The 21,882-nt window shown below is 63.5% G+C and carries 20 protein-coding genes and 1 tRNA gene; 14 read left to right on the top strand and 7 right to left on the bottom strand.

The window, feature by feature from the left end; genetic code table 11:
• Nucleotides 1-108: 108 nt before the first annotated feature.
• Nucleotides 109-423: a hypothetical protein gene (locus EOB80_RS13625; RefSeq protein WP_127328115.1), complete on the bottom strand. Its 315-nt coding sequence runs from the start codon at nt 421-423 to the stop codon at nt 109-111.
• 174 nt (nt 424-597) lie between these two features.
• Here EOB80_RS13625 and EOB80_RS13620 point away from each other — a divergent pair, with 174 nt between their 5' ends.
• From EOB80_RS13620 to EOB80_RS13610, 3 genes are read left to right on the top strand one after another with little or no spacing between them, the layout of a single operon-like run.
• Nucleotides 598-1,062: a MarR family winged helix-turn-helix transcriptional regulator gene (locus tag EOB80_RS13620; RefSeq protein ID WP_127328113.1), complete on the top strand. Its 465-nt coding sequence runs from the start codon at nt 598-600 to the stop codon at nt 1,060-1,062.
• Entirely contained in the window at nt 1,055-2,347 is a 1,293-nt protein-coding gene (locus EOB80_RS13615) for an HlyD family secretion protein (protein WP_127328111.1), read from the top strand. The genes EOB80_RS13620 and EOB80_RS13615 overlap by 8 nt, the downstream gene beginning before the upstream one ends.
• On the top strand, nt 2,344-3,885 hold the full coding sequence (locus EOB80_RS13610) for a DHA2 family efflux MFS transporter permease subunit (protein ID WP_127328109.1): 1,542 nt from the start codon (nt 2,344-2,346) through the stop codon (nt 3,883-3,885). The genes EOB80_RS13615 and EOB80_RS13610 overlap by 4 nt, the downstream gene beginning before the upstream one ends.
• 366 nt (nt 3,886-4,251) lie before the next feature.
• Here the strand turns inward: EOB80_RS13610 and yidC are convergent, their stop codons facing one another.
• The 3 genes from yidC to rpmH are packed head-to-tail and all read right to left on the bottom strand — an operon-like array spanning nt 4,252 to nt 6,570.
• On the bottom strand, nt 4,252-6,051 hold the full coding sequence (gene yidC / locus EOB80_RS13605) for a membrane protein insertase YidC (RefSeq protein WP_127270245.1): 1,800 nt from the start codon (nt 6,049-6,051) through the stop codon (nt 4,252-4,254).
• Between the two features lie 14 nt (nt 6,052-6,065).
• Nucleotides 6,066-6,419 (bottom strand): ribonuclease P protein component, encoded by a 354-nt coding sequence (gene rnpA, locus EOB80_RS13600; protein WP_027040126.1) that lies wholly within the window; start codon nt 6,417-6,419, stop codon nt 6,066-6,068.
• A gap of 16 nt (nt 6,420-6,435) precedes the next feature.
• Complete coding sequence (rpmH, locus tag EOB80_RS13595; RefSeq protein ID WP_008833937.1) at nt 6,436-6,570, bottom strand: 50S ribosomal protein L34; 135 nt, start codon at nt 6,568-6,570, stop codon at nt 6,436-6,438.
• Between the two features lie 278 nt (nt 6,571-6,848).
• On the opposite strand from rpmH, the gene EOB80_RS13585 reads away from it, so the two are divergent.
• Together EOB80_RS13585 and EOB80_RS13580 are read left to right on the top strand one after the other, a co-directional pair.
• Nucleotides 6,849-8,351, top strand: a complete 1,503-nt coding sequence (locus EOB80_RS13585) for a HAMP domain-containing sensor histidine kinase (RefSeq protein ID WP_127328107.1) — start codon at nt 6,849-6,851, stop codon at nt 8,349-8,351.
• 219 nt (nt 8,352-8,570) lie between these two features.
• Nucleotides 8,571-8,647 (top strand) — tRNA-Arg (locus EOB80_RS13580).
• A 444-nt stretch (nt 8,648-9,091) separates the two neighbouring features.
• On the opposite strand, the gene EOB80_RS13575 is transcribed toward EOB80_RS13580, so the two are convergent.
• Complete coding sequence (locus EOB80_RS13575) at nt 9,092-9,832, bottom strand: hypothetical protein (RefSeq protein WP_206516808.1); 741 nt, start codon at nt 9,830-9,832, stop codon at nt 9,092-9,094.
• A gap of 172 nt (nt 9,833-10,004) precedes the next feature.
• Nucleotides 10,005-10,241, bottom strand: a complete 237-nt coding sequence (locus EOB80_RS13570; protein ID WP_127318860.1) for a hypothetical protein — start codon at nt 10,239-10,241, stop codon at nt 10,005-10,007.
• A 260-nt stretch (nt 10,242-10,501) separates the two neighbouring features.
• On the opposite strand from EOB80_RS13570, the gene EOB80_RS13565 reads away from it, so the two are divergent.
• The 4 genes from EOB80_RS13565 to EOB80_RS13550 all read left to right on the top strand — a co-directional run bounded on the left by EOB80_RS13565 (nt 10,502) and on the right by EOB80_RS13550 (nt 15,242).
• Nucleotides 10,502-11,917, top strand: a complete 1,416-nt coding sequence (locus EOB80_RS13565) for a LuxR C-terminal-related transcriptional regulator (RefSeq protein ID WP_127328105.1) — start codon at nt 10,502-10,504, stop codon at nt 11,915-11,917.
• 292 nt (nt 11,918-12,209) lie between these two features.
• On the top strand, nt 12,210-12,974 hold the full coding sequence (locus EOB80_RS13560; protein ID WP_245466357.1) for an SDR family NAD(P)-dependent oxidoreductase: 765 nt from the start codon (nt 12,210-12,212) through the stop codon (nt 12,972-12,974).
• A 196-nt stretch (nt 12,975-13,170) separates the two neighbouring features.
• Entirely contained in the window at nt 13,171-14,679 is a 1,509-nt protein-coding gene (locus EOB80_RS13555) for a multicopper oxidase family protein (RefSeq protein WP_127328103.1), read from the top strand.
• Entirely contained in the window at nt 14,676-15,242 is a 567-nt protein-coding gene (locus EOB80_RS13550) for a cytochrome c (protein ID WP_127328101.1), read from the top strand. Before EOB80_RS13555 ends, EOB80_RS13550 begins: the two co-directional genes overlap by 4 nt.
• A gap of 70 nt (nt 15,243-15,312) precedes the next feature.
• On the opposite strand, the gene EOB80_RS13545 is transcribed toward EOB80_RS13550, so the two are convergent.
• A complete protein-coding gene (locus EOB80_RS13545; RefSeq protein ID WP_127268040.1) occupies nt 15,313-16,014 on the bottom strand; it encodes a GntR family transcriptional regulator in 702 nt (233 codons plus the stop codon).
• 237 nt (nt 16,015-16,251) lie between these two features.
• On the opposite strand from EOB80_RS13545, the gene EOB80_RS13540 reads away from it, so the two are divergent.
• The 5 genes from EOB80_RS13540 to ggt all read left to right on the top strand — a co-directional run bounded on the left by EOB80_RS13540 (nt 16,252) and on the right by ggt (nt 21,812).
• The gene (locus EOB80_RS13540) at nt 16,252-17,292 is read left to right on the top strand and encodes an ABC transporter substrate-binding protein (RefSeq protein ID WP_127328099.1); all 1,041 of its coding nucleotides are present in this window, start codon (nt 16,252-16,254) and stop codon (nt 17,290-17,292) included.
• A gap of 79 nt (nt 17,293-17,371) precedes the next feature.
• Nucleotides 17,372-18,454 carry an ABC transporter ATP-binding protein gene (locus EOB80_RS13535; RefSeq protein ID WP_127328097.1) on the top strand — a complete coding sequence of 361 codons (1,083 nt, stop codon included), beginning with the start codon at nt 17,372-17,374 and terminating at the stop codon, nt 18,452-18,454.
• Nucleotides 18,454-19,380, top strand: a complete 927-nt coding sequence (locus tag EOB80_RS13530) for an ABC transporter permease (RefSeq protein WP_127328095.1) — start codon at nt 18,454-18,456, stop codon at nt 19,378-19,380. Before EOB80_RS13535 ends, EOB80_RS13530 begins: the two co-directional genes overlap by 1 nt.
• Nucleotides 19,377-20,177 carry an ABC transporter permease gene (locus tag EOB80_RS13525; protein ID WP_127328093.1) on the top strand — a complete coding sequence of 267 codons (801 nt, stop codon included), beginning with the start codon at nt 19,377-19,379 and terminating at the stop codon, nt 20,175-20,177. The genes EOB80_RS13530 and EOB80_RS13525 overlap by 4 nt, the downstream gene beginning before the upstream one ends.
• A gap of 48 nt (nt 20,178-20,225) precedes the next feature.
• A complete protein-coding gene (gene ggt / locus EOB80_RS13520; protein ID WP_127328091.1) occupies nt 20,226-21,812 on the top strand; it encodes a gamma-glutamyltransferase in 1,587 nt (528 codons plus the stop codon).
• Nucleotides 21,813-21,882 lie beyond the last annotated feature (70 nt).

Below are 21,882 nucleotides of genomic sequence, written 5' to 3'. Positions count from 1 at the left end.
GAAATGGCAGCCAGGCACATCCGAAACTCGAATGCGCCCGTTCAAAATAGCGTGATCCGCCCTATAGCACCAATCGGGCGACGAGCGAGCTTTCCTTGACGGCCTTGCTCATTTGCCGCCGCGGCAGATCACGATCGGATCGGACAGCGCGCTGTCGAAACCGCTGCCCTGATAGACGGTTACGTTCGCCGCGCCGGGCGGCAGCATGAAGCTGCCTTCGACGATTTTCTGGTCTCCGGCCGGCATGTGGAGAGCCCAGCTATAGGTGCAAAACTGAGGCGGCGCCTGGGGTTCGACGTGGCTGCAGTTCAATTGCGCGCCACCCAGCATGGCGGCGCCGCCGCAGCTGACGGCGTCCTTTGCGAGCGCAATGCCAGGCCATCCCGCGATGGCCGCCACGGTCACGATCTTCAGCCAATTCATCGTCCTATCCTTGCCCGGCAACAGCCTGCTACCTGAGCCTTTTTGTGGTGTCGCAGCACATGCGTCATTTTTTCCAGGCGGGCTTAGTCCGTCTTGCGCACCGCGTCCAGCGGGATTATGTGCATGATGATAATAAGCATGCTCACTAAAAGTTGCGCCTTAGAACCTCCTTCCATGCCATCGCCACCCAACATCAGCTTCGTGCTGCACGATGTCGCGCGCCTGCTTCGAAAGCGGTTCGAGCAGAGGTCGCGGGCATCGGGGCTGACCCGCGCCCAGTGGCAGGTGCTCGCCTATCTCTGCCTGCATAAGGGCATCCACCAGAACAAACTGGCCGATCTTATCGAGATCACGCCGATCACGCTCGCCCGGCTGCTCGATAAGATGGAGGCACGCGGCTTCATCGAGCGCCGGCCCAATCCCGCTGACCGCCGGGCATGGCTGCTCTACCTGAAGCCGCAAGCTTATCCGCTCATCGAAACCATGCGCACCAATGGGCAGAAGACGCGGGACGAGGCCTTTGTCGGTCTTTCCGCGGATGCCCAGCTGCATCTGCTGCAAACCCTATCCCTCATCAAATCCAATCTGCTCGCGGCTTGCACCCAGCCTGCCGCCGACCGGGAGAAAACACATGGCTGAATCAACCTCACCAAAGAAGCCTGCCGAAGAAGACGGATCCTCCGCCGGCCGGGCGCGCGACCAGATCATCCGACTGGACAGCGAACGCGAACAAAGGCGAGCCGGCACCCTCATCGGCAATGACGAACTCGAAGCACCGGTCGCCCTGGAGCCGGCGGCGCTCGAGGCGCCGTCCAAGGAGCCACGGCAGGCCACGGTTACGGTGGCGCCGCCGGCGCCGGTCAAGCCCAAGCGCGGCCGGGCACGGCCGATCCTGTTTGCCCTGCTTCCGGTCGCGCTGGTCGTCGGCGGCTATTACTACGTCATCGGCGGCCAGGTCATGACGACCGACAACGCCTACATCCAGGCGCAGTCGCTCGGCGTTTCCACCGATGTCTCCGGCACTGTGTCCGAGATCGACGTGCACGAGAACGAGGCGGTGAAGAAGGACCAGGTGCTTTTCCGGCTGCGGCCGGCCTCTTTCGAAACCGCTCTTGCCGCCGCCCAGGCGCAGCTCGGCACTGTGCGCAACCAGGTGCTGACCTTGCAGGCGAGCTACCAGCAGTCGCAGGCGCTGATCGAGCAGGCGCAGGCCGACATCCCCTATTACGAGGCCGCTTTCCAGCGCCAGCAGGATCTGCTCAAGACCTCCACCTCCTCCAAGGCGACCTTCGACAGCGCCCAGCACGACCTCGTCGCCGCCCGCCAGAAAGTGTCCGTTGCCCAGGCGCAGGCACAGGCGACGCTTGCCCAGCTTGGCGGCGACGCCAGCCAGCCGGTGGAGAAGAACCCCTTCTACCTCCAGGCGCAGTCGGCGGTGGACGATGCCCAGCGCAATCTTGCCGATTCCATCGTCAAGGCGCCGTTCGACGGCATCGTCACCAATGTCGACGCGCTTCAGGTCGGCAAGTACCTGCCGGCTTCGCAGCCGGCCTTCAGCCTGATTTCGGCGACCGATCTGTGGATCGCGGCGGAGCCGAAGGAAACCGAACTGACCTATGTGCGGCCGGGACAGACGGCGACGATCAGCGTCGACAGCTATCCCGGCACCGTCTGGCACGGCACGGTCGCCTCGATCAGCCCGGCGTCGTCGTCGAGCTTCTCCTTGCTTCCGGCGCAGAACACCACCGGCAACTGGGTCAAGGTCGTGCAACGCATTCCGATGCGCGTGACGGTCGACGATCTCCAGGGCAAGCCACCGTTGCGTGGCGGGATGAGCGTCGTGGTCGGCATCGATACCGGTCATGCGCGCGGCTTGCCGGACTTCGTGACGGACCTGCTCGGCCGGTTCGGACAAAAGTCATGACCGGCGCGTCCGCGACAGGTGGCGTGGTCGCCAATCGCGGCGCCATCACCGCCTGCGTGATCCTGGCCGTGATCATGCAGGCGCTGGACACGACCATCGCCAATGTCGCGCTGCCCTATATCCAGGGCAGCGTTTCGGCGAGCGCCGACCAGATAAACTGGGTGCTGACGTCCTATATCGTCGCGGCGGCCGTCATGACTCCGCCTTCGGGCTATCTTGCCAATCGTTTCGGCCGCAAGCGCATCCTTTTGATATCCATCACCGGCTTCGTCGTCGCGTCGGTGCTGTGCGGCTTCGCGCAGTCGCTGCCGCAGATCGTCGGCTTCCGCCTGCTGCAAGGTCTGTTCGGCGCGGCCCTGGTTCCGCTGGCGCAGAGCATCCTGCTCGACATCTACAGCGTCGAGGAGCGCGGCTCGGCGATGGCGCTGTTCGGCGTTTCGGTGATGGTCGGGCCGGTGCTCGGGCCGGTCATCGGCGGCTGGCTCACCGAAAACGTCAGCTGGCGCTGGGTGTTCTACATCAATGTCCCGATCGGGGTCCTGGCTTTCGCCGGCGTCTCGATGTTCGTCCAGGAAACCAAGACGGACCTCAAGGCCAGGCTGGACTGGCTGGGCTTCGGCATGCTCAGCGTCACCATCGCATCGCTGCAGATGTTTCTTGATCGCGGCGAGCAGCTCAACTGGTTCTCGTCGTCCGAGATCATCGTCGAGGCGCTGATCTGCGCGTCGGCCTTCTACATCTTCCTCGTCCACACCTTCACCGCCAAAAACACATTCGTGAACCCGCGGTTGTTCCTCGACAGGAATTTCGCCGTCGGCATGATCTTCATCTTCATCATCGGCATCACCTATCTGGCCTCGTTGGCCCTGATGACGCCCTATCTGCAGACGCTGATGGGCTATCCGGTGGTGACGGCCGGCATCGTCATGGGGCCGCGCGGTCTCGGCACCATGGCTTGCATGTTCCTGGTCGGCAGGCTGATCGGCAAGGTGGACACGCGCTGGCTGCTGTTGACCGGCCTGCTGGTCACCGCCTGGGCGATGTACGACATGACCGGCTGGACCCCTGATGTGTCGCAATGGACGATCATCAGCACCGGCTTCATCCAGGGCGCTGGCCTGGGCTTCCTGTTCGTGCCGCTGACCACCATCACCTTCGCCACGCTGGCGCCGGAGCGGCGCGCGGAAGGCACAGGCCTTTACAATCTGTCGCGGAACATCGGCTCCAGCGTCGGCATATCCGTCGTCACCGCGCTGTTGACGGAGAACGTGCAGATCAACCACGCCAACATCGCCACCTATGTGACGCCTTACAACCAGGCTTTCAGCAATCCGGCCATCTTCCAGGCGATGGATCCCTACAGCGCCGCGGGCCGCGCCGCGCTCGACGGCGTGGTGACGCTGCAGGCGACGATCATAAGCTATATGAACGACTTCAAGCTGATGATGATCCTGTCGCTTGCCGCCATTCCGCTGGTTCTCTTGCTGCGCAAGCCGGCCACTCCGGCCAAGATCGACCACAGCGCCGTCATGGAGTGAGGTGGCATCGGTCCGTCTGCCGGGACAAGCCGCAGCCTGCATGACCTACGCGTGTGAAAGAACCGGGGCCCCGTGGAGGCCTACAGGACCCGGTCTGCCGTCACGGCCTCCCAAACACCGGCGCCTTTGCGCCGGAAGCCGTCTTGGCAAGGGCATCTTGCCGGCATCGCGAAACGCGGTGGTCTGCAACGACGCGGCCGCCACAAGGCGTGCCGGAGCGCATGCCGCAAGATGGCAACGCGCAGTTACGAGGCGTGGCGCGCCAAAGTTTCGCCGACGAGCGGAAATGGGCGGAATGGATGTCCCGCCAACGAAAAAGCCCCGCGCGAGGCGGGGCTTTGAAGGCTGGAGAAAGCGCTGCGCCTTCTATTCGGCCGGTGATGGTTTCTTTCGGAACAGCGCGACCAGATTGTCCCACAGCTCGATCTTGGCGCCCTGGCGCTTCATGATGATGCCCTGCTGGAGGATCGACAGCGTGTTGTTCCAGGCCCAGTAGATGACCAGGCCGGCCGGGAAACCCGCCATCATGAAGGTAAAGATGACAGGCATCCAGGTGAAGATCGCCGCCTGCGTCGGGTCCGGCGGCGTCGGGTTCATGCGCATCTGCAGGAACATGGTGACGCCCATGATCAGTGGCCATACGCCGATCATCAGCATATGCGGCAGCGTGATCGGAATGAGGCCGAACAAGTTGAACAGCGATGTCGGATCGGGCGCGGCCAGATCCTGGATCCAGCCGAAGAACGGCGCATGACGCATCTCGATGGTGATGTAGAGCACCTTGTAGAGCGCGAAGAACACCGGGATCTGCAGCGCCACCGGCCAGCAGCCGGCGATCGGATTGATCTTCTCGGTCTTGTAGAGCTCCATCATCGCCTGCTGCTGCTTCATCTTGTCGTCCGCGTATTTCTCGCGGATCTCGAGCATTTTCGGCTGCACCTTCTTCATGTTCGCCATCGACGCGTAGGACTTGTTGGCGAGCGGGTAGAAGATGGCCTTGACGATGACGGTGGTGGCGAGGATGGCCAGACCGAAATTGCCGAAGAATTTGTAGAGCGTGTCGATCAGCCAGAACATCGGCTTGGTGATGAAGTGGAACCAGCCCCAGTCGATCAAAAGATCGAACCGCTTGATTTGACGGTCCTCTGCATAGGCGTTGATCTTGCCGACCTCCTTGGCGCCGGCGAAGATCTCGCTCTCCACCGTCGCCGATTGACCCGCGGCAACCGTTATCGGGTCGGTCAGGAAGTCGGACTGATAGCGGTGGCGGCCGTCCTCGAAAAAGGCGTAGCGCGGCTGGAACGGCTGCTTTTCGGTCGGCACCAGCGTCACCGCCCAGTATTTGTCGGTAATGCCCAACCAGCCGTCAGTCGACTTGCCCGGCGTGAACTGCTTGTCCGATTCGATGGACGCGTATTTGTGCTCCTGCAGGCCTTCGGTGCCGGTGAAGCCGATCAGGCCCTCATGCAGCACATAGGTGCTGGCAACGAGCGGCTTGTCGAAGCGGGTGACGCGGCCGTAATTGGACAGCGAGACGGCGGCCGTGCCCGCATTCTGCACCGTGTCGGACACCGTGAACATGTAATCGGTGTCGACGGAGAAGGTGCGCTTGAAGGTCAAGCCCTTGTCGTTCGAATAGGTCAGCGTGACCGGGGTTGTCGGCGTCAGCGTCGCATTGCCGTCGACGGTCCACACAGTCTCCGGACCGGGCACCGCGCCGGTCTTGTCGTTGCCGACGAAACCGATCTCGGCATAATAGCCATTGGGCAGTGCCGCCGGGTTGAGCAGGCTGATCTCGGGCGAGTTCTTGTCGACCGTCTCGGTGTAGTGCTTGAGCTTGAGGTCGTCGAGGCGGGCGCCGGTCAGGTTGATCGAACCCTCGAGGCTCGGCGTGTCGATCTTCGCGCGGGTCGTCGTGGCGAGCGCCTGTTCGCGGCCGGCCGGCGTCACGGCGTCGGTACCCGGTGCATTCGGAATGGCGCCAGGTGCGGCGGGCGTTCCGGTGTCGGTACCGGCGGCCTTCTTCTGCTCCTCGATGCGCTGCTGTTCGACGCGGGCCGCCTCGCGCTGGGCTTCGCTGCGCGGCAACACGTAAAAATATTGCCATACCGCAAGGATCAGCACCGACAGCGCGATGGTGATGAAGAAGTTCCGGTTGTTTTCCATCGAAAGCCCTTGGCCTATCGTGTTCCGCGCAGTCGGCGGGAGAGTTCGGCCTTCAACTGGCCGAACGGAGTGGTAAGCACGTCTTCGCGCCCGACGATGACATAATCATTGCCAGGCGCCATGTCACTTGCAGCATGCGTACGGACGGCTTCTCGCAGCCGCCGCCGGACACGGTTGCGGACAACCGCATTGCCGACCTTCTTGGTGACGGTGTAGCCGACGCGCGGCGACAGGCCGTCGCCGCGGTCGAGAACTTCAACGAGAAAAAGCCGCCCGCGTCGTTTTTCACCACGACGGACAGCCAGGAATTCCGCGCGCTTCAGAAGCCGCTTGGGATTTGGTCCCACTGGCTTGCCGGTTGCGGGCAACGATCTCGTCTTCCGTTCAGGCGCTGAGCCGCTTGCGGCCGCGGTTGCGGCGAGCTGCGACGACGCCGCGACCACCCTTGGTGGCCATGCGGGCACGGAAGCCGTGCCGACGTTTGCGGACGAGTTTAGACGGTTGGTAGGTACGCTTCATTTGTTTTAATACCGCGGGGTGCGGCCCTTCTTGATTCTGTCACTGTGTAACAGGAGCTTTGCCGGGCCGGCTTTGGCGCGATCGAAACCGCGCCGGGACGAATGGCCCGAGCGTGTGCGGGCTTATAGAAAGAAGGCTTTTGGAAGTCAATCCGGAGTCGTCGGGCGCAATCCGGCTCCGTTCAGGCCGGTTTATGTTTGCGACCAAGGATGAAATTGGCAAAAAAGCCGTAATCGCCTAATCTGCGTTGATCAAGTGATCGTGAAGACATTAGCCGCATGAGCGAAACCATACAGGCACAGGAAGGGATCGGCACGGCGGCGTCCACCGAGGCGCCAGCCGCCGTGCGCACGGTGCCGCTGTCGCGCGGCCTGTCGACCAAGCTGCTGCTGCTGACCATCGTCTTCGTGCTTCTGGCCGAAGTGCTGATCTTCCTGCCCTGGATCGCGAGCTACCGGCTGAACTGGCTTAAGGAACGGCTGAGCACGGCGGCTGCGGTGTCGATCGTGCTGGTGCAGGGTGAGCCCGCCTCGCTGTCGCGCACGGCCCAGAACGACGTGCTGATGGCGATCGGCGCCAAGGCGATCGCGGTGCGCGACGGCGGCGTCTCGCGGCTGCTGGTGGTGGCCGAAATGCCGCCGAAGGTCGACGCGCATATCGATATCGCCTCGATCGGCATGATCAAGGGCATGACCGGCGCGCTCGACACGTTGTTTTTCGGCGGCGACCGGATGCTGCGCGTCTTCGGTCCGGTCGGCGAGTCCGACAAGGAGTTCGAGCTGATCATGCCCGACAACAGCCTGCGCAATGCGATGCTGCGCTATTCGCGCAACGTCGCCTTCGTCTCGCTGCTGATCTCGCTGTTCACCGCCATGCTGGTCTACGCCGCCATCGACCTGATCATGATCGGGCCGATCCGGACGATGACGCGCTCGATGCTGTCCTTCTCCGAGGCGCCCGACGATCCCGGACGGATCATCCATCCGGCTGCCCGCGCCGACGAGATCGGCGTTGCCGAGCGCGAGCTGTCGCAAATGCAGGAGCGGCTGCAAAAAATGCTCTCCGAGCAGAAGCATCTTGCCGACCTCGGCCTTGCCGTCTCCAAGATCAACCATGACATGCGCAACATCCTGGCCTCGGCGCAGCTGATGTCGGACCGCCTGCGCCAGGTCAAGGATCCGACCGTGCAGGCCTTCGCGCCGAAACTGCTGCGCGCACTCGACCGTGCCGTGTCCTATTCCGAAGGCGTGCTTCACTACGGCCGCACCCAGGAGCCGCCGCCCGCGCGCCGCCGGCTCCGGCTGCGGCAGCTGGTCGAAGACGTGCAAGGCCTGCTCGACATCGAGCAAGGCATCGAGTTCGTCAATTCGGTCGAGCCGGCCTTCGAGGTCGATGCCGATTCCGACCAGCTGTTCAGGGTGCTCACCAATCTGTGCCGGAATTCCGTGCAGGCGATGGCGGCCGACAGCGAAAACGCCTTGGTGCGCCGCCTGGCGGTTTCGGCCGTGCGTCTGGGCAGCGTCAGCCGCATTGCCGTCAGCGACACCGGACCCGGCCTGCCGCCCAAGGCGCGGGAAAACCTGTTCGCGGCCTTTCGCGGCTCGGCGCGCAGCGGCGGCACCGGCCTTGGCCTGGCGATCGCGCACGAACTGATCCGCGCGCATGGCGGCACGGTGGAACTGGTCGAGAGCATTGGCGGGCGCACCACATTCGCCGTCACCATCCCCGATCAGCCGGTCCGGCTCGACCAGGCGCGCAATGGCCTGCGCCGCCCCGCCTGACCGTTTAGGGCGCTGGGTCTCCAATGAGCAGGAACCGGCTCGACTTCGGACCGTTGTCAGGTGCCGGAATCCCAGCCTTCATCGCCGGCCAAGGCACTTGTGACAAAACTTTTGCCGGATCGGCTTGCTTTTCCGAAATTCAGTCGCTAGGGAACACGTCTCGTCGCGACCGGTCGTTTACGATCGGATTGCGGGGTCATGGAAAGCATGGCCTGTTGCGCGCCCGTAGCTCAGCTGGATAGAGCACCAGACTACGAATCTGGGGGTCAGGAGTTCGAATCTCTTCGGGCGCGCCATTCCATCCAGCTGAAATTGCTTGCCTTTCAGGCCTCGCTAATCAACCGTATCGGCATGAATTCCTGACGAATGGTGGCCCGCCTGTTGGTCAACAGACGATTCGATCAGATTCGCACGGATCGGGCTGGCGGTCATCGCGGTCGCTGGGTACACGCATGGGGCACCGGTGTTGATGTTGCCGGCTCCCAACGCAAAATCTAGGGAATGACTGTCCGAAAAAAGGCCGTTTTCAACTGCCGCCGATTCCTCGCGTTCTCATACATGCTGATCGGCGGGATGAGGCGCGCTCTCCGCTCCGGCCCTCGCCCGCACCTCGAATTTGGTGCGCTTCAACTCCGGAAGAGTCTTCTGATGCTGCAGATAATCCAGCACGGTCTTCTGCGCGACGTTGCCAAACCCCAAAGGCGCCTGCAAGCAGGGGCCTCTGTCTTCGACATGGGCCGTCACGTTCGATCTCGGTTGCCGGCGGACGATGCCGGCGCGCTCCCGGCTCGCACCTCCTGGAGCAGCAGCAACAGGTCTGCCTTGGCCCAAAGCAGATAGCAGACAAGCAATGTCAGCGGCGCTGCGACGAGCGTCCAGGAAGCGCCCGACCATACCAGTTGCAGGGCACCGCCGCTCCCCACCGCGGCCGAGACCAGCGCCGGCAGACGGCTGGCCAGAACGGCACTCCGGAACGGATTGGGCCAGTTGGCTGGCCAGCCGGGCAACGGCTTGCCGTCCTCGAAGGCGCTGCCGAACTTGCCGAGCGCATGCAGCAAGCCCGAGGTCGCCGCAAGCACAGGTTCGCCGAACAGGAACAGGGCGATGCCGAGTCCGATCGCCCCGACCCCCGACGTGATGTCGCCAAGGCGGTTTAGGGACACGTCTGGGGACGGCTTCCTGGCCCATGCGCGGCAGTAGATCTCGCCGCTCCAGAAGAAGACCAGCGTGGCCAGGGTGAGCGACAGGGCAGCGATGCTGCCAACGAAATAATCGAGGAGCGCGGCATGGCCACTCACGGCGGAACCCGGCGGCACGGCAACGATCTGGACCATGACGCCCGTCGCCAGCCCGAGCCCATTGCCGAGATTGTAGTATCCTCCGGGACCTACCATGCGTGAACGGATTGCCGCGGCGAAACGCGACAGGCCTGAAGTGTCGCCCGGCTCTCCGGCGGCATCGGGAAGGTCATGCATGATCATTGATAACGAACCCCGCGATCAGGCAGCGCACGCAGAAGACGTGCTGGATCATCTCGATCCGAGCAGCAGACAGTTGGCCCGCACCTTCGACATATCGATGTTTCGACAAAAGCTGGTGTATGTGGCGCGCGGTGAGACCAGCTTAGATCAGACCGCGGTCGATCGGGCTTCCTTAGGTGTTCGGCTCGGTCGTCATCGTGCTCTCGTCGTTTTCCGCCCTGTTCAGATTGGCGCAGTGCGGGTGAGCGTTGGCGGGGACAATCTCATAACCGGCTGCGATCAACTGGAGACTCATCTCCTCGAAGTGACGCTTCGAGCCGCTGACGATCGATTCAGGCGTGTAGTTCCAGCCGTTGCGGGCAGCATTGGCCAAGATGCTGGCATAGGCATGCATGCTGGCGATTTTCACGTTTGATTCCAGCAACTGTCGGCACCCGCTTGCGAAAGAAGGTGACGGTTGGGCGGAATAGCCCAAGGCCGTGCATGCCAGCACTATGGATACAGGACGCATGGAACCCCCTTAGCCGATTGTTTGTTGCCGTCGGGGAAGCTTGCGCCGTGCGAGCCTGCGGCGGAATCGGGCAGATGCGGTATTCGGCCTAGTGCATTTGTAGCATTCTTCTGTAGCATTCTTCGGCTACGGAGGGTTTCCAAGGACGGGGGTCCACAATGGTGCTCGGCGCTTCGAAAGCTCAAACGCTTGTCGCATTGTCGGGTCGTGAGCGCGAGGTCGCGGAAAAATTTGCCGCCGGCCTGACCTATCGGGAGATCGGCAAGGCGCTTTTCATTGCTCCGGCCACTGTTCGCACTCACCTTGCGACCATCTACGGAAAACTTGGGGTGCGGACCAAGATCGGGCTCGCGGCGTACTTTGCCGGCGCTTCCGGCGCCAGGCCAGGCGGGCTGTCACCCCATCAAAGCGAAAAACCGCGGCTGGCGGTGATGCCGGTCAAGGGTCAGTTCGGCAAAACAAGGACCGATGCGGATGCATTGACGCGCGCGTTGACCGCAGAGCTCGGACGCTTCTCCCAGATCGGAATCGTCGCAGCGGCCACAATGTTCGCGCTCGCGAAGCGGCATCTCACTGTCAAGGAAATCGGCAGGACCACGGGAGCCAACTATGTCCTGGAGGTCGCGGTCCATAGCCAAGACAAAGCCATGCACGCCTTCGCGCATCTCGTGGACGCCGAGGAGGAAGTCGAGGTCTGGAGCGCAAGATATGATCTCGCCCAGACGTCATCGCATGACGAATTGACAGGCGTGATCAGCGGAAACCTCTTCCAGGTGTTGATGAAGCACGCGGCAGGCCCGCCCGCCCTCGAGGAAGCAATTCAGCACCACAAGCTCTATCTGAAGGCGTTTTACCACGTCGAACGGCCGACGGCGAAAAGCATGGTCGTAGCGCGGCGTCTCTGTGAAAGGCTCCTCGCCGCCGAGCCAGAGCATGCATTGATAAGGGAGACTCTTGCCTGGGTCGATTTCCACTCCTGCTTCAACGGATGGTCCATTGAACCCATCGAGGCCTTTCGCCGGGCTGGTGATGAGGCTCGGGCCGGACTTTGTGGCCATGACCGGGAAGCATCTCTGCACAGTGCTCTCGGATTGGCCGAGACTTATCTCGGAAACTTGCAGACGGGCCTTGGCTGCCTGTGGCGGGCCATCGCACTCAATCCGAACGATGCAGAGTGCCGTACCTGGCTGGGAATTGGGCTAACTTACGCCGGAGATCTCGAAGGTGCACAGGCAGCTTTCGCGCGGGCCGACCTTCTCAGTCCGAATTATCATCCGATCTTTCTGTTCAGGGGCGATGCCGAATACGCCGGGGAGAACTATAACGCCGCGACTGCCTCGTTTGATCGATTTCTGATGGTCCTGCCTGAATACCACTGGGCACGGCTCCTGCGGGCTGCATCATACATGGGGATGGGCGATCTCGAGTCTGCGCGGAAGGACGTGTCGTTCGTCTCGCGCGAGTCGCCCCGGTTGACCGGCGAGTATGTCGATCGATTGCAGCAAGCGCGCGGTCCGGAGTTTAGAAATAACCTGTGGTCACGCCTCAGCGCAGCAGGACTGCCATGGAAGTGACCTATCGAGGATGACATTGGGCGCATAAGGTCCGGTTGCGTCTCAACTTGCGTCATGGCGGGCTCCAACCCGAACGGCGGGAACGAGTGACGGCCTGCGACTGCACGGCGGTGGCAGGATGGCTGGTCAACACCGGCCACGCAATGGACTAAGCATTCGGGCGGCGCCTACGCGGGTCACCAGGACGAAGCTCGGCAAAGCGGCGCAGAATGCTGCAGAGCAAATCTTCGCAGCGCCGTCGTCCAATCTGCGTGGTAAGACCGCGACAGGGCGGAAACCAGCGGAGCCTGATTTGACCATTCCCCATACCCGCATCAAACGCGCTTTGATCACCGGGGCCGGCGCGGCCGACGGCATCGGCTTTGCCATTGCCCGGCAGCTCGGCTATGCCGGCCATGCCGTTTTTCTCACCGGTGCCAGTGCGCGTGTGCTCGATCGCGCCGTTGGGCTCCGTGCAGAAGGCATCGATGCCAAGGCCGTGGTCGCCGATCTCACCATGGCAGCCGATGTCGCGCGGCTGCGGGCTGAAGTCGGCGCCGTCGACATCCTGGTCAACAATGCCGGCATGGGCTCGCTGGCATCGCCATCGGTCGACAAGGCGTTTCTCGCCATGACCGAGGCCGACTGGGACCAGGGGATCGACGTCAGCCTGAAGACGGCATTCCTCGTCACGAAGGCCTTTCTGCCGGCGATGGTCGAAGCGGGCTATGGGCGCATCGTCAATGTGGCGTCGGTCACCGGCCCGCTGGTGTCTTTCGAAGGCACGGCAGCCTATTCGGCCGCCAAGGCCGGCATGGCCGGCCTGACGCGCACGCTGGCGCTCGAAGTGGCGAAAAACGGCATCACCGTCAACGCCGTCGCTCCCGGCTGGATCGAAACGGGCTCGTCGAGCGAAATGGAGCGGCAAGCCGCCCTGCATACGCCGCCGGCGCGGGCAGGGCGGCCGGATGAGGTGGCCGCCGCCGTGGCATTCCTGGCCTCGGAAGCCGCCAGCTATGTCAATGGCGCGCTGCTGGTGGTCGACGGCGGCAACAGCCTTCAGGAGCGCAAGGGCTGAGAACTCTGCGGCTTCGCCGGAACGACTGGTGTTCATGATCGGACAGCGGGTCCGGGCTCTTACTACATCGTGCGCCAGGGCAGCTTCTATCGTCACCGTCGACTGCTCGATCTCACTTGACCTTCCAGCTGCTGGAACCCTTAGGGTCACGCGAGGTCTTCCGGCGGGCCTTTCATCGAGAGCAAGGAGCGGAGAAATGCATCGACGCGGATTTCTGACGGCAAGCCTGGCGACGGTTCTGGCGAGCCCGCGTGCGCTGGCGCAGACGAAGATGGACGATATGTCGATGCCCGGCATGGGCGGCCATGCCGGGCACGACATGGCCGCGATGGTGCAAGACGCGGTCACCCTGCCCGAAGGCCAGGCGTTGCGCGCCCTGCAGGTGCTTGCCAACGAAGCCGACCGGCCGGGCCTGCTCAGGGCGAGGCTGACGGCGGAACCGACCATTGCGAGGTTCGCCGAGGGGCGCGACACACCAATCCTCGCCTATAATGGCATCAGCCCGGGGCCGCTGATCGAGGCCTTCGAAGGCGACCGCGTCGAGATCACATTTGCCAACCGCATCGATAACGAGGTGAGCACCATCCACTGGCACGGCATGCCGGTGCCGGCCGACCAGGACGGCAGTCCGATGGATCCGGTTGCGGCGGGCACCGAGCGCGTTTATGCCTTCGAGCTGCCGGAAGGCTCCGCAGGCTCCTATTGGTACCACCCGCACCCGCACGGCAAGACGGCAGAGCAGGTCTATCGGGGTCTTGCCGGCGCCTTCGTCGTCAAGGCCAAGGCCGATCCCATCCCGGCCGAATATGGCGACACGGTGCTGGTGTTCACCGATCTCAGACTTGCCGCCGATGGCTCGATTCCGAGCAACAGCATGAGCGATCTGATGAACGGCCGCGTTGGCGACCACGTGCTGGTCAACGGCCAGAAGAATCCCAGGCTCTCGGTGGCAAATGGCGCCAAGCGACGCCTGCGCCTCTACAACGCCACCAACGCACGGTTCCTGAAGCTTGCCTTCGACGGCGCGACGATAACAGTCATCGGGACGGATGGCGGGCTGCTCGCGGCGCCGGTGGCGGCGGACGAGATCCTGCTCAGCCCGGGCGAACGCCTCGAGTTGGTCGCATCCTTCGACAGGCCCGGCCCCATCACCCTCGATACGCTCGGCTACGACCGTGGCTGGATGGGTCCCGGCCGCCCGGCCGATGCGGGGCTGACGCTGCTGACGGTCGATGTCTCGGAGAACAAAGCCGAGGCGGTGCCGCAGCTGCCGGCGCGGCTGCGGCCGATCGCACCGTTCGCTGACCCTGTCCTCAGCCGGCGGCTCGTTTTAACGGAGACCATGGCGATGAAACCCACCGGCATGGAGATGGGTTTCCTGATCAACGGCAAGGCCTTCGACATGGGACGCGTCGACTTCGTCGCCAGGGCCGGCGAGATCGAGCTCTGGGAGATAGTCAACCAGGCCGACATGGACCATCCCTTTCACGTCCACGGTACTCAATTCCAGGTCGTCGAGCATGAGCGCGACGGCGCGGTGTCCAAGCCGCCCTATCTCGCATGGAAGGACACGGTGAACGTCGCCCGCGGCGAGACGGTGCGGCTCCTGCTGCGCCAGGATAGGCCGGGGCAGCGCATGTATCACTGCCACATCCTCGAGCACGAGCAGCTCGGCATGATGGGCGTGCTCGATGTCATGGCATGAAGTTCGGCATCGCGTTCGGAGCGGTGGTGCTGGCGCTGGCCGGTTCGCTGAGCCTCTCCTCGCCGCAGGCGGTCGCCTCCAGTGATGAGATCGTGGCCGCACGCCAGGCCTCGATGAAGGCTATGGCGGCGGCAGCGAAAACCATCGCCGAGATGTTCGGCGGCAAGCGCGCCTACGACGCCGCCAGCTTCAAGGCGGCGGCGGAGGCGCTCAGCGCCCGTACCGGACCCGCCCTGATGGCTGAATTCCCGGCGGGCACGCTGGGCGCGCCGTCGGGCGCCAAAGCGGAAATCGATCAGGCGCGGCCGGAGTTCGAGGCGCTCGCCAGTCACATTGGCGAACTCGCCGATGCATTGGCAGCCAAGGCCGAAACCGCGCCTGCCCGGATCACCGGGGACATGCGCATGGGCGCGATGACGTCAATGGACGGGGGCAGTCTGCTCGGCAAGCGGCTGAAGACAACGCAGGCGGATCCGGCCGGATTGCCGGCGGAGCATCTTCTGCACCTTATCCTCCAGGATTGCTCAAGCTGCCATTCCAAGTTTCGGCAAAAGGTGAAGTGAGAACCGGCGATCACACCGCCATTTGTGCCCTCTTGTGCAGCGATGCGGAATGCCAGGAAGGCCACCTGTATCAAGACGCCTTCGCCAGAAAATTCCGATAATCCGACTTGGCCTGCAGCAGGCGCAGCACATTGTCTCGCGAGCCGCGCACATGGGCGCGTGCCAGCGTGCCGGCTCGGGCAGCGTCGCCGGCGCAGATGGCATCGACGATCTCGGCGTGCTCGTCGCGGGCGATCTTCCATTCGTCCAGCCACAGGAGTTCGGTCCAGACGTAGTGCTGGCACTTGTCGAGGATGCCGCACAGCATGTTGTGCAGCATGACGTTGCCGCTGATTTCGGCGATGACGCGGTGCAGGTCGATGCCGACTTCCAGTTCCTGGAATTTTTCCCGGTTCGTGCGTTCCGGAATGGCTGCCAGCCGCTCGCATTCGGCCAACATGGCGCGCAGCCGCGCCTTGTCCTGTTCCGTCGCGGCCGTTGCCGCAAGTTCCGTCGCATGGCCGTCGAGCAGTTCGCGGATCTCGAAGGCCTCGCGGAACATGTTGATGTCGAACTCGGTGACGACATAGCCCTGGCGCGGCCGGCCGGTGACCAGCCCGTCACGCTCGAGGCGATTGAAAGCCTCGCGCACCGGGGTTCGGCTGACCGTCAGCTTCGCCGCGATGTCGTTTTCGGTGACGCGGGAGCCCGGCGGGATCTGGCCGGTCACGATCATCGCCTTCAGCGCGGAGTAGACCGAGTCGCGCAGCGTATTTTTGGTTTCCTTGGCCAAGCTTCCCTTCCCACTTCTCCGGCCTTTCAGCCGAAACACGCATAGCTGTAGCCGCAGTCGGCGCAATTTGCCACGCCTCCGGCGAAGCCGTCCTCACCAACCTGGTCCGGCACGAAGCGTACATTTCGAGCGCGCCGGCGATGTTGACAACATCGATCGCTAGTCTACACTCAAAATTGTATACAAAATAGCATGCCAAATCAAAAACAATGGGAACACCGGTTGGAGAGCCGAAAAATGAACAGAACCAGAAACGTTAGCATCGTTGCGATGGCGGGCCTCATGGCTTCGTTCGCAGCCCCCGCCATGGCGGGCGACACCATCACCGTCGCCTCATGGGGCGGCACCTACCAGGAGGCGCAGACCAAGGCGTTTTTCAAGCCGACCGCCGACGCGCTCGGCATCACCATCAAGGAAGACACCACCAACGGCCTCGACGACGTCCGGCTGCAGGTGACCGGCAATGCGGTGAAGTGGGACATCACCGAACTTGGCGCCGACGAATGTGCGCGCGGCTCGAAGGAAGGGCTGTTCGAAAAGCTCGACTACGGCATCATCGACAAGAGCGGCATCAACCCGAAGCTTGTCCACGACGACTGGGTCGGCATTTCCTACACCTCGGTCGTGCTGATCTACCGGACCGACGTCTTCGGCGACAAAGGCCCGAAGACCTGGGCCGATTTCTGGAACGTGGAAAAGTTTCCGGGACGGCGCGCGCTGAGCGGCAGCCAGGCGACGGAAACGCTGAGCGTTGCCGCACTGGCCGAGGGCATTCCGATCGACAAGGTCTATCCGGTCGATATCGACGGCGCGTTGAAGTCCGTCGACAAGATCCGCGGCAATGTCGACGCCTGGTGGACCTCCGGCGCCCAGGCCATGCAGCTGGTTAAGGACGGCGAAGTCGACATGGCGAGCATCTGGAACGGCCGCGCCGGCACCTTGAAAAAGGAAGGCGCGCCGATCAGCTTCTCCTTCGACCAGGGCGTGCTGACCGCCGACTGCATGGTCATCCCCAAGGGCTCCAAGAACAAGGAAGCCGCGATGAAGGCGCTGGCGATGTTCGTCAGCCCGCAATTGCAGGCCAATCTGCCGCTCTATGTCGACAATGGCCCGGTCAACGAGAAGGCTTTCGAGACCGGCAAGATCCCGCAGGACAGGATCAAGGACATCAATTCGGCGCCCGAAAACGTCAAGAAGCAGGTGTTGCAGGATGCAGAATTCTGGCGCGACAACCTGGTCGAGGCGACGGAAAAGTTCAACAATCTGATCCAGCAATAGGCTGCGGCCGCAATCCAAACCACGGCAGGGCGACGCCTCGCCCTGCTTTCGCCGCCTCAGCCCCTGGGAGAGAAAAATCTTGTCCATTGCGCCATCCGCGTTGCCGATCGGCATGCGCGCGATCGAGAAACGATTTGGCAGCGTGCCTGTGCTGCGCGACCTCAACCTCGATGTCGAGGCTGGTGAATTCCTGACGCTGCTGGGGCCTTCCGGTTCCGGCAAGACGACGCTGCTGATGATCCTGGCCGGTTTCGTGCGGGCCAATGCCGGCTCGATCAGGGTCGGCGGCGACGAGATCATCACCACGCCGCCGCACAAGCGCAACATCGGCATGGTGTTCCAGAACTACGCGCTGTTTCCGCATATGAACGTCTTTCACAACATCGCCTTTCCGCTGAAGCAACGCGGCGTCGCCGCCGCCGAGACGGCCGAGCGTGTCGAGAAGGCACTCGATCTGGTGAAATTGCAGGGACTGGGCGAGCGCCGGGTCGACCAGCTCTCCGGCGGCCAACGCCAGCGCGTGGCGCTGGCGCGCGCCATCGTCTTCGAGCCGCGCATCGTGCTTATGGACGAACCCTTGTCGGCGCTCGACAAGGGCCTGCGCGAGCACATGCAGATCGAGCTGCGCGCCCTGCATCGGCGGCTCGGCATGACCACCGTCTATGTCACGCACGACCAGCGCGAAGCCATCACCATGTCGGACCGCATTGCTGTCATGAACGGCGGACGCATCGAACAGCTCGACAAGCCCGAAAGCCTCTACGCCAGGCCGCAAACGCAATTTGTAGCAGGCTTCATCGGCGAATCGAATTTCATTCCGGTCGAGTGCCGCAACGGCTCCGTCTGGTACGAGGACCGAAGAATCCATACGGCGGCGGCGACGCCGGCGGCAGGCCAGTACCTGATGGTGGTGCGGCCGGAAAAGCTGCGGCTCTTGGCAACCGCCGAACCGACAAGCGGCGTCAACGTGCTCAACGCGACGCTCAGTGACATCATCTATCAGGGCGACAGCTTCGTCTGCTATGCCGTGCTGCGCGACGGCCGGCAGCTGACTTTGCGCGACTATTGCCGCAGCGATGTGCTGGCGAAAATGCCGGCGCCCGGCCAGCCAGTCTCGTTCGGTCTCGATGCGCAGGACACAATCCTGGTAGCGGCAGACTGATGAGCGCGCAGACCGCCGTCATGCAGGAGAATGCCGGCCGCGCGGGCCCGGATTTGAACACGCAGGCGCTGCGCACGGACGCGCGGCGCGAGTCGTTGCGGCTGCTGGCGCTGCTGTCGCCGAGCCTGTTGCTGGTCTTCGCCATCATCATCGTGCCCATCGGCTGGCTGTTCTGGCTGTCGCTGTTCGACGAAGCGGGCGGCTTCAGCGCCGCCAATTATGCGCGATTCTTCGAGCAGGCCTCCTACATCAAGACCTTTGTCACCACCTTCAAGGTCGCCTTCATCGTCACCGGCGCCTGCGTGCTGCTTGGCTATCCCCTGGCCTACATGCTGTCGCAACTGCCGCGCCGGGCGGCGTCGATCTGCCTGATCTTCGTCATCCTGCCGTTCTGGACATCGGTCCTGGTGCGCACCTATGCCTGGCTGGTGATCCTGCAGCGCAAGGGCCTGATCAACAGCTGGCTGATCGACCTCGGTGTCATCAGCCAGCCGCTGTCGCTCGCCAACAATTTTCCCGGCGTCGTCATCGGCATGACGCATATCCTGCTGCCGTTCCTGGTGCTGCCGCTTTACGCCTCGATGAAGACCATCGACACCGACTGCCTGCGCGCCGGCATGAACCTCGGCGCCGGCCCGGTCGCCACCTTCCGGCAGATCTTCTTTCCGCTGTCGCTGCCCGGCCTCGCCTCGGGCGTGGTCATCGTCTTCGTGCTGTGCCTGGGCTTCTTCGTCACGCCTGCGCTGATGGGCGGCGGCAAGGTCATCATGTGGGCGATGCGCATGGAACAGACCACCAGCCTCTATTCCAACTGGGGCGCGGGTGCAGCACTCGGCGTGGTGCTGCTGGTGGTCACGCTGGCGCTTCTCGGCCTGTTCCAGTGGCTGCTCGGCGCGCGCGCCACAGGTGTGTGGAGTTCGCGATGAGCGAGGATTTTGGCCTGCCTATCTCGCACCGGCAACGGCTGTGGCTCTATTGCCTCGGCGGCCTCGTGCTTCTGTTCCTGATCGCGCCGTCGATCATCATCGTCATCATGTCGTTTTCGGACTCGACGCTGCTGCAATTCCCGCCGCAGCAATGGTCGCTGCGCTGGTACCAGACCTATTTCGGGTCGCTGGAATGGCGTGACGCCACGATCGTCTCGGTCAAGGTGGCTGTCATGACGGTGCTGGTGGCGACCCCGCTCGGCACCGCGGCCGCCTATGCCATCAACCGGGGCACGCTGCGCTTCAATGGCACCATCAATGCGCTGCTGACGGCGTCGCTGATCGTCCCGGTGATCCTGATCGGCATCGGCACCTTCTTCCTCTATGCGCGCATCGGGCTCAACAACACGCTGACCGGCCTGGTCATCGCGCACACGGTGCAGGCGCTGCCGCTGGTGGTGCTGACCGTGCTTTCCGGGCTGCGCTCCTACGACATGAACCAGGAGCGGGTGGCGCGCAGCCTTGGCGCCGGCCGTGTCGCCGCCTTCTGGCAGGTGACGATGCCACAGATCCGCTTCTCGATCGTCTCGGGCGCGCTGTTTGCCTTCATCACCTCCTTCGACGAAGTGGTGGTTTCGCTGTTCATATCGGGCGGCGAGACCACGACATTGACGCGCCGCATGTTCAATGCGCTGCGCGACCAGATCGACCCGACGATCGCCGCCATCTCGACCTGCCTGATCGTGCTCTCGGTCGTGCTGTTGTCGGTTGCGCAGATCTTCGGCCGGCGGCATTGATTTCACCAGACGAATTCGCAGAAGTGACCCATGGGATATTCAGACAGAATGCGTGATTTCCAGTTTCCCGGCCGCTCGCCGGTTCGTGCCACCGAGGCGGTTGCCGCGACCTCGCATCCGCTTGCAACCCTTGCGGCCATCGACATGCTGCGCTCCGGCGGCAATGCCATGGATTCCGCGGTCTGCGCCGCCGCCGTGCAGGGCGTGGTCGAGCCGCAATCGACAGGCATCGGCGGCGACTGCTTCGTGCTCTATTCTCCCGGGGGACAAGGCAATGTGCTGGCCTTCAACGGGTCCGGCCGCGCGCCTGCCAGGGCGACGGTCGACTGGTACCGCGAAAAAGGCTTCGACCGCATCCCGTTGCAGGGGCCGCATGCGGTCACCGTGCCGGGTGCCGTCGATGCCTGGAGCCGCCTGCTCGAAGACCATGGCCGAAAGGGCCTTGCCGAGGCGCTGGCGCCGGCCATCCACTATGCCGAGAACGGCTATGTCGTGCACGACCGCGTCGCCTTCGACTGGGCCGAGCCGGAAACCGACCTATCGGCCGACGAGCATGCCGCCCGTATCTTCCTGCCCGGCGGCAAGGCGCCGAAGGCGGGTGACGTCCACCGGCAGCCGGAATTGGCGGGGACCTTGCGCATCATCGCCAAACACGGCCGGTCCGGTTTCTACGAAGGCGCTGTCGCCGACGACATGGTGAGCCGGCTCAACGCATTGGGCGGACTTCATTCGGCCGAGGATTTCGCCGCGACCCGAGGCGATTATGTGGCGCCGGTCAGCACCTCCTATGGCGGACATGAGATCCACCAGATGCCACCAAACAATCAGGGGCTGACGGCGCTCTTGATGCTCAATTTATTGTCGGGCTTCGAGCTTGGCGGGCTGGATCCCAATGGCGCCGAGCGCCTGCATCTGGAGATCGAGGCCGGGCGCCTGGCCTATCGCGACCGCGACCGCTATGTCGGCGACCAGGACCATGTCCCAGTGCCCGTGAAGCAGCTCCTGTCCGGCGCCTATGCCGACCGGCTGCGCGCCGAGATCGACCGCGACCGCGCCATGACGCATCTGCCGCGCGTGCAGCTGCCCGGCAGTGACACGGTCTACATCTCCATCGTCGACCGCGACCGCAACGCGGTCTCCTTCATCAACTCGACCTATTATTCGTTCGGCAGCGGCGTCGTCGGCCCGAAGACCGGTGTCGTGTTGCAGAACCGTGGTTCCAGCTTCCGCCTCGACCCGGCGCATCCGAACGCGATCGCACCGGGCAAGCGGCCGATGCACACGATCATGCCGGGCATGGCGACGAAGAACGGCCGCGTGGTGATGCCGTTCGGGGTCATGGGCGGCGGCTATCAGCCGTTCGGCCATGTCCATCTGCTGACCAACATGATCGACTTCGGCATGGACCCGCAGCAGGCGCTGGATGCGCCGAGGGTGTTTTACAATGATGACACCGTGGAGGCCGAGCGTGGCGTTCCCACCGAGGCGATCGAGGGCCTGCGCCGGCGCGGCCACCGCATCGCCGAACCGCATCACCCGCTGGGCGGCGGGCAGGTGGTGCTGATCGACTGGGAGAAGGGGACGCTGACCGGCGCTTCCGATCCGCGCAAGGATGGTTTGGCGCTTGGCTACTGAGGCGATCCGTTGTCCAATGGCGTATCCGTATCGAGGCAAGCCCGTCAGAAGGGCTCCCGCCAATAGTCGT

The organism is Mesorhizobium sp. M7A.F.Ca.MR.245.00.0.0, assembly GCF_003997415.1.
Classification (GTDB): domain Bacteria; phylum Pseudomonadota; class Alphaproteobacteria; order Rhizobiales; family Rhizobiaceae; genus Mesorhizobium.
The sequence above is the reverse complement of the archived record's forward strand: the minus strand, read 5'-3'. Positions and strand labels throughout refer to the sequence as shown.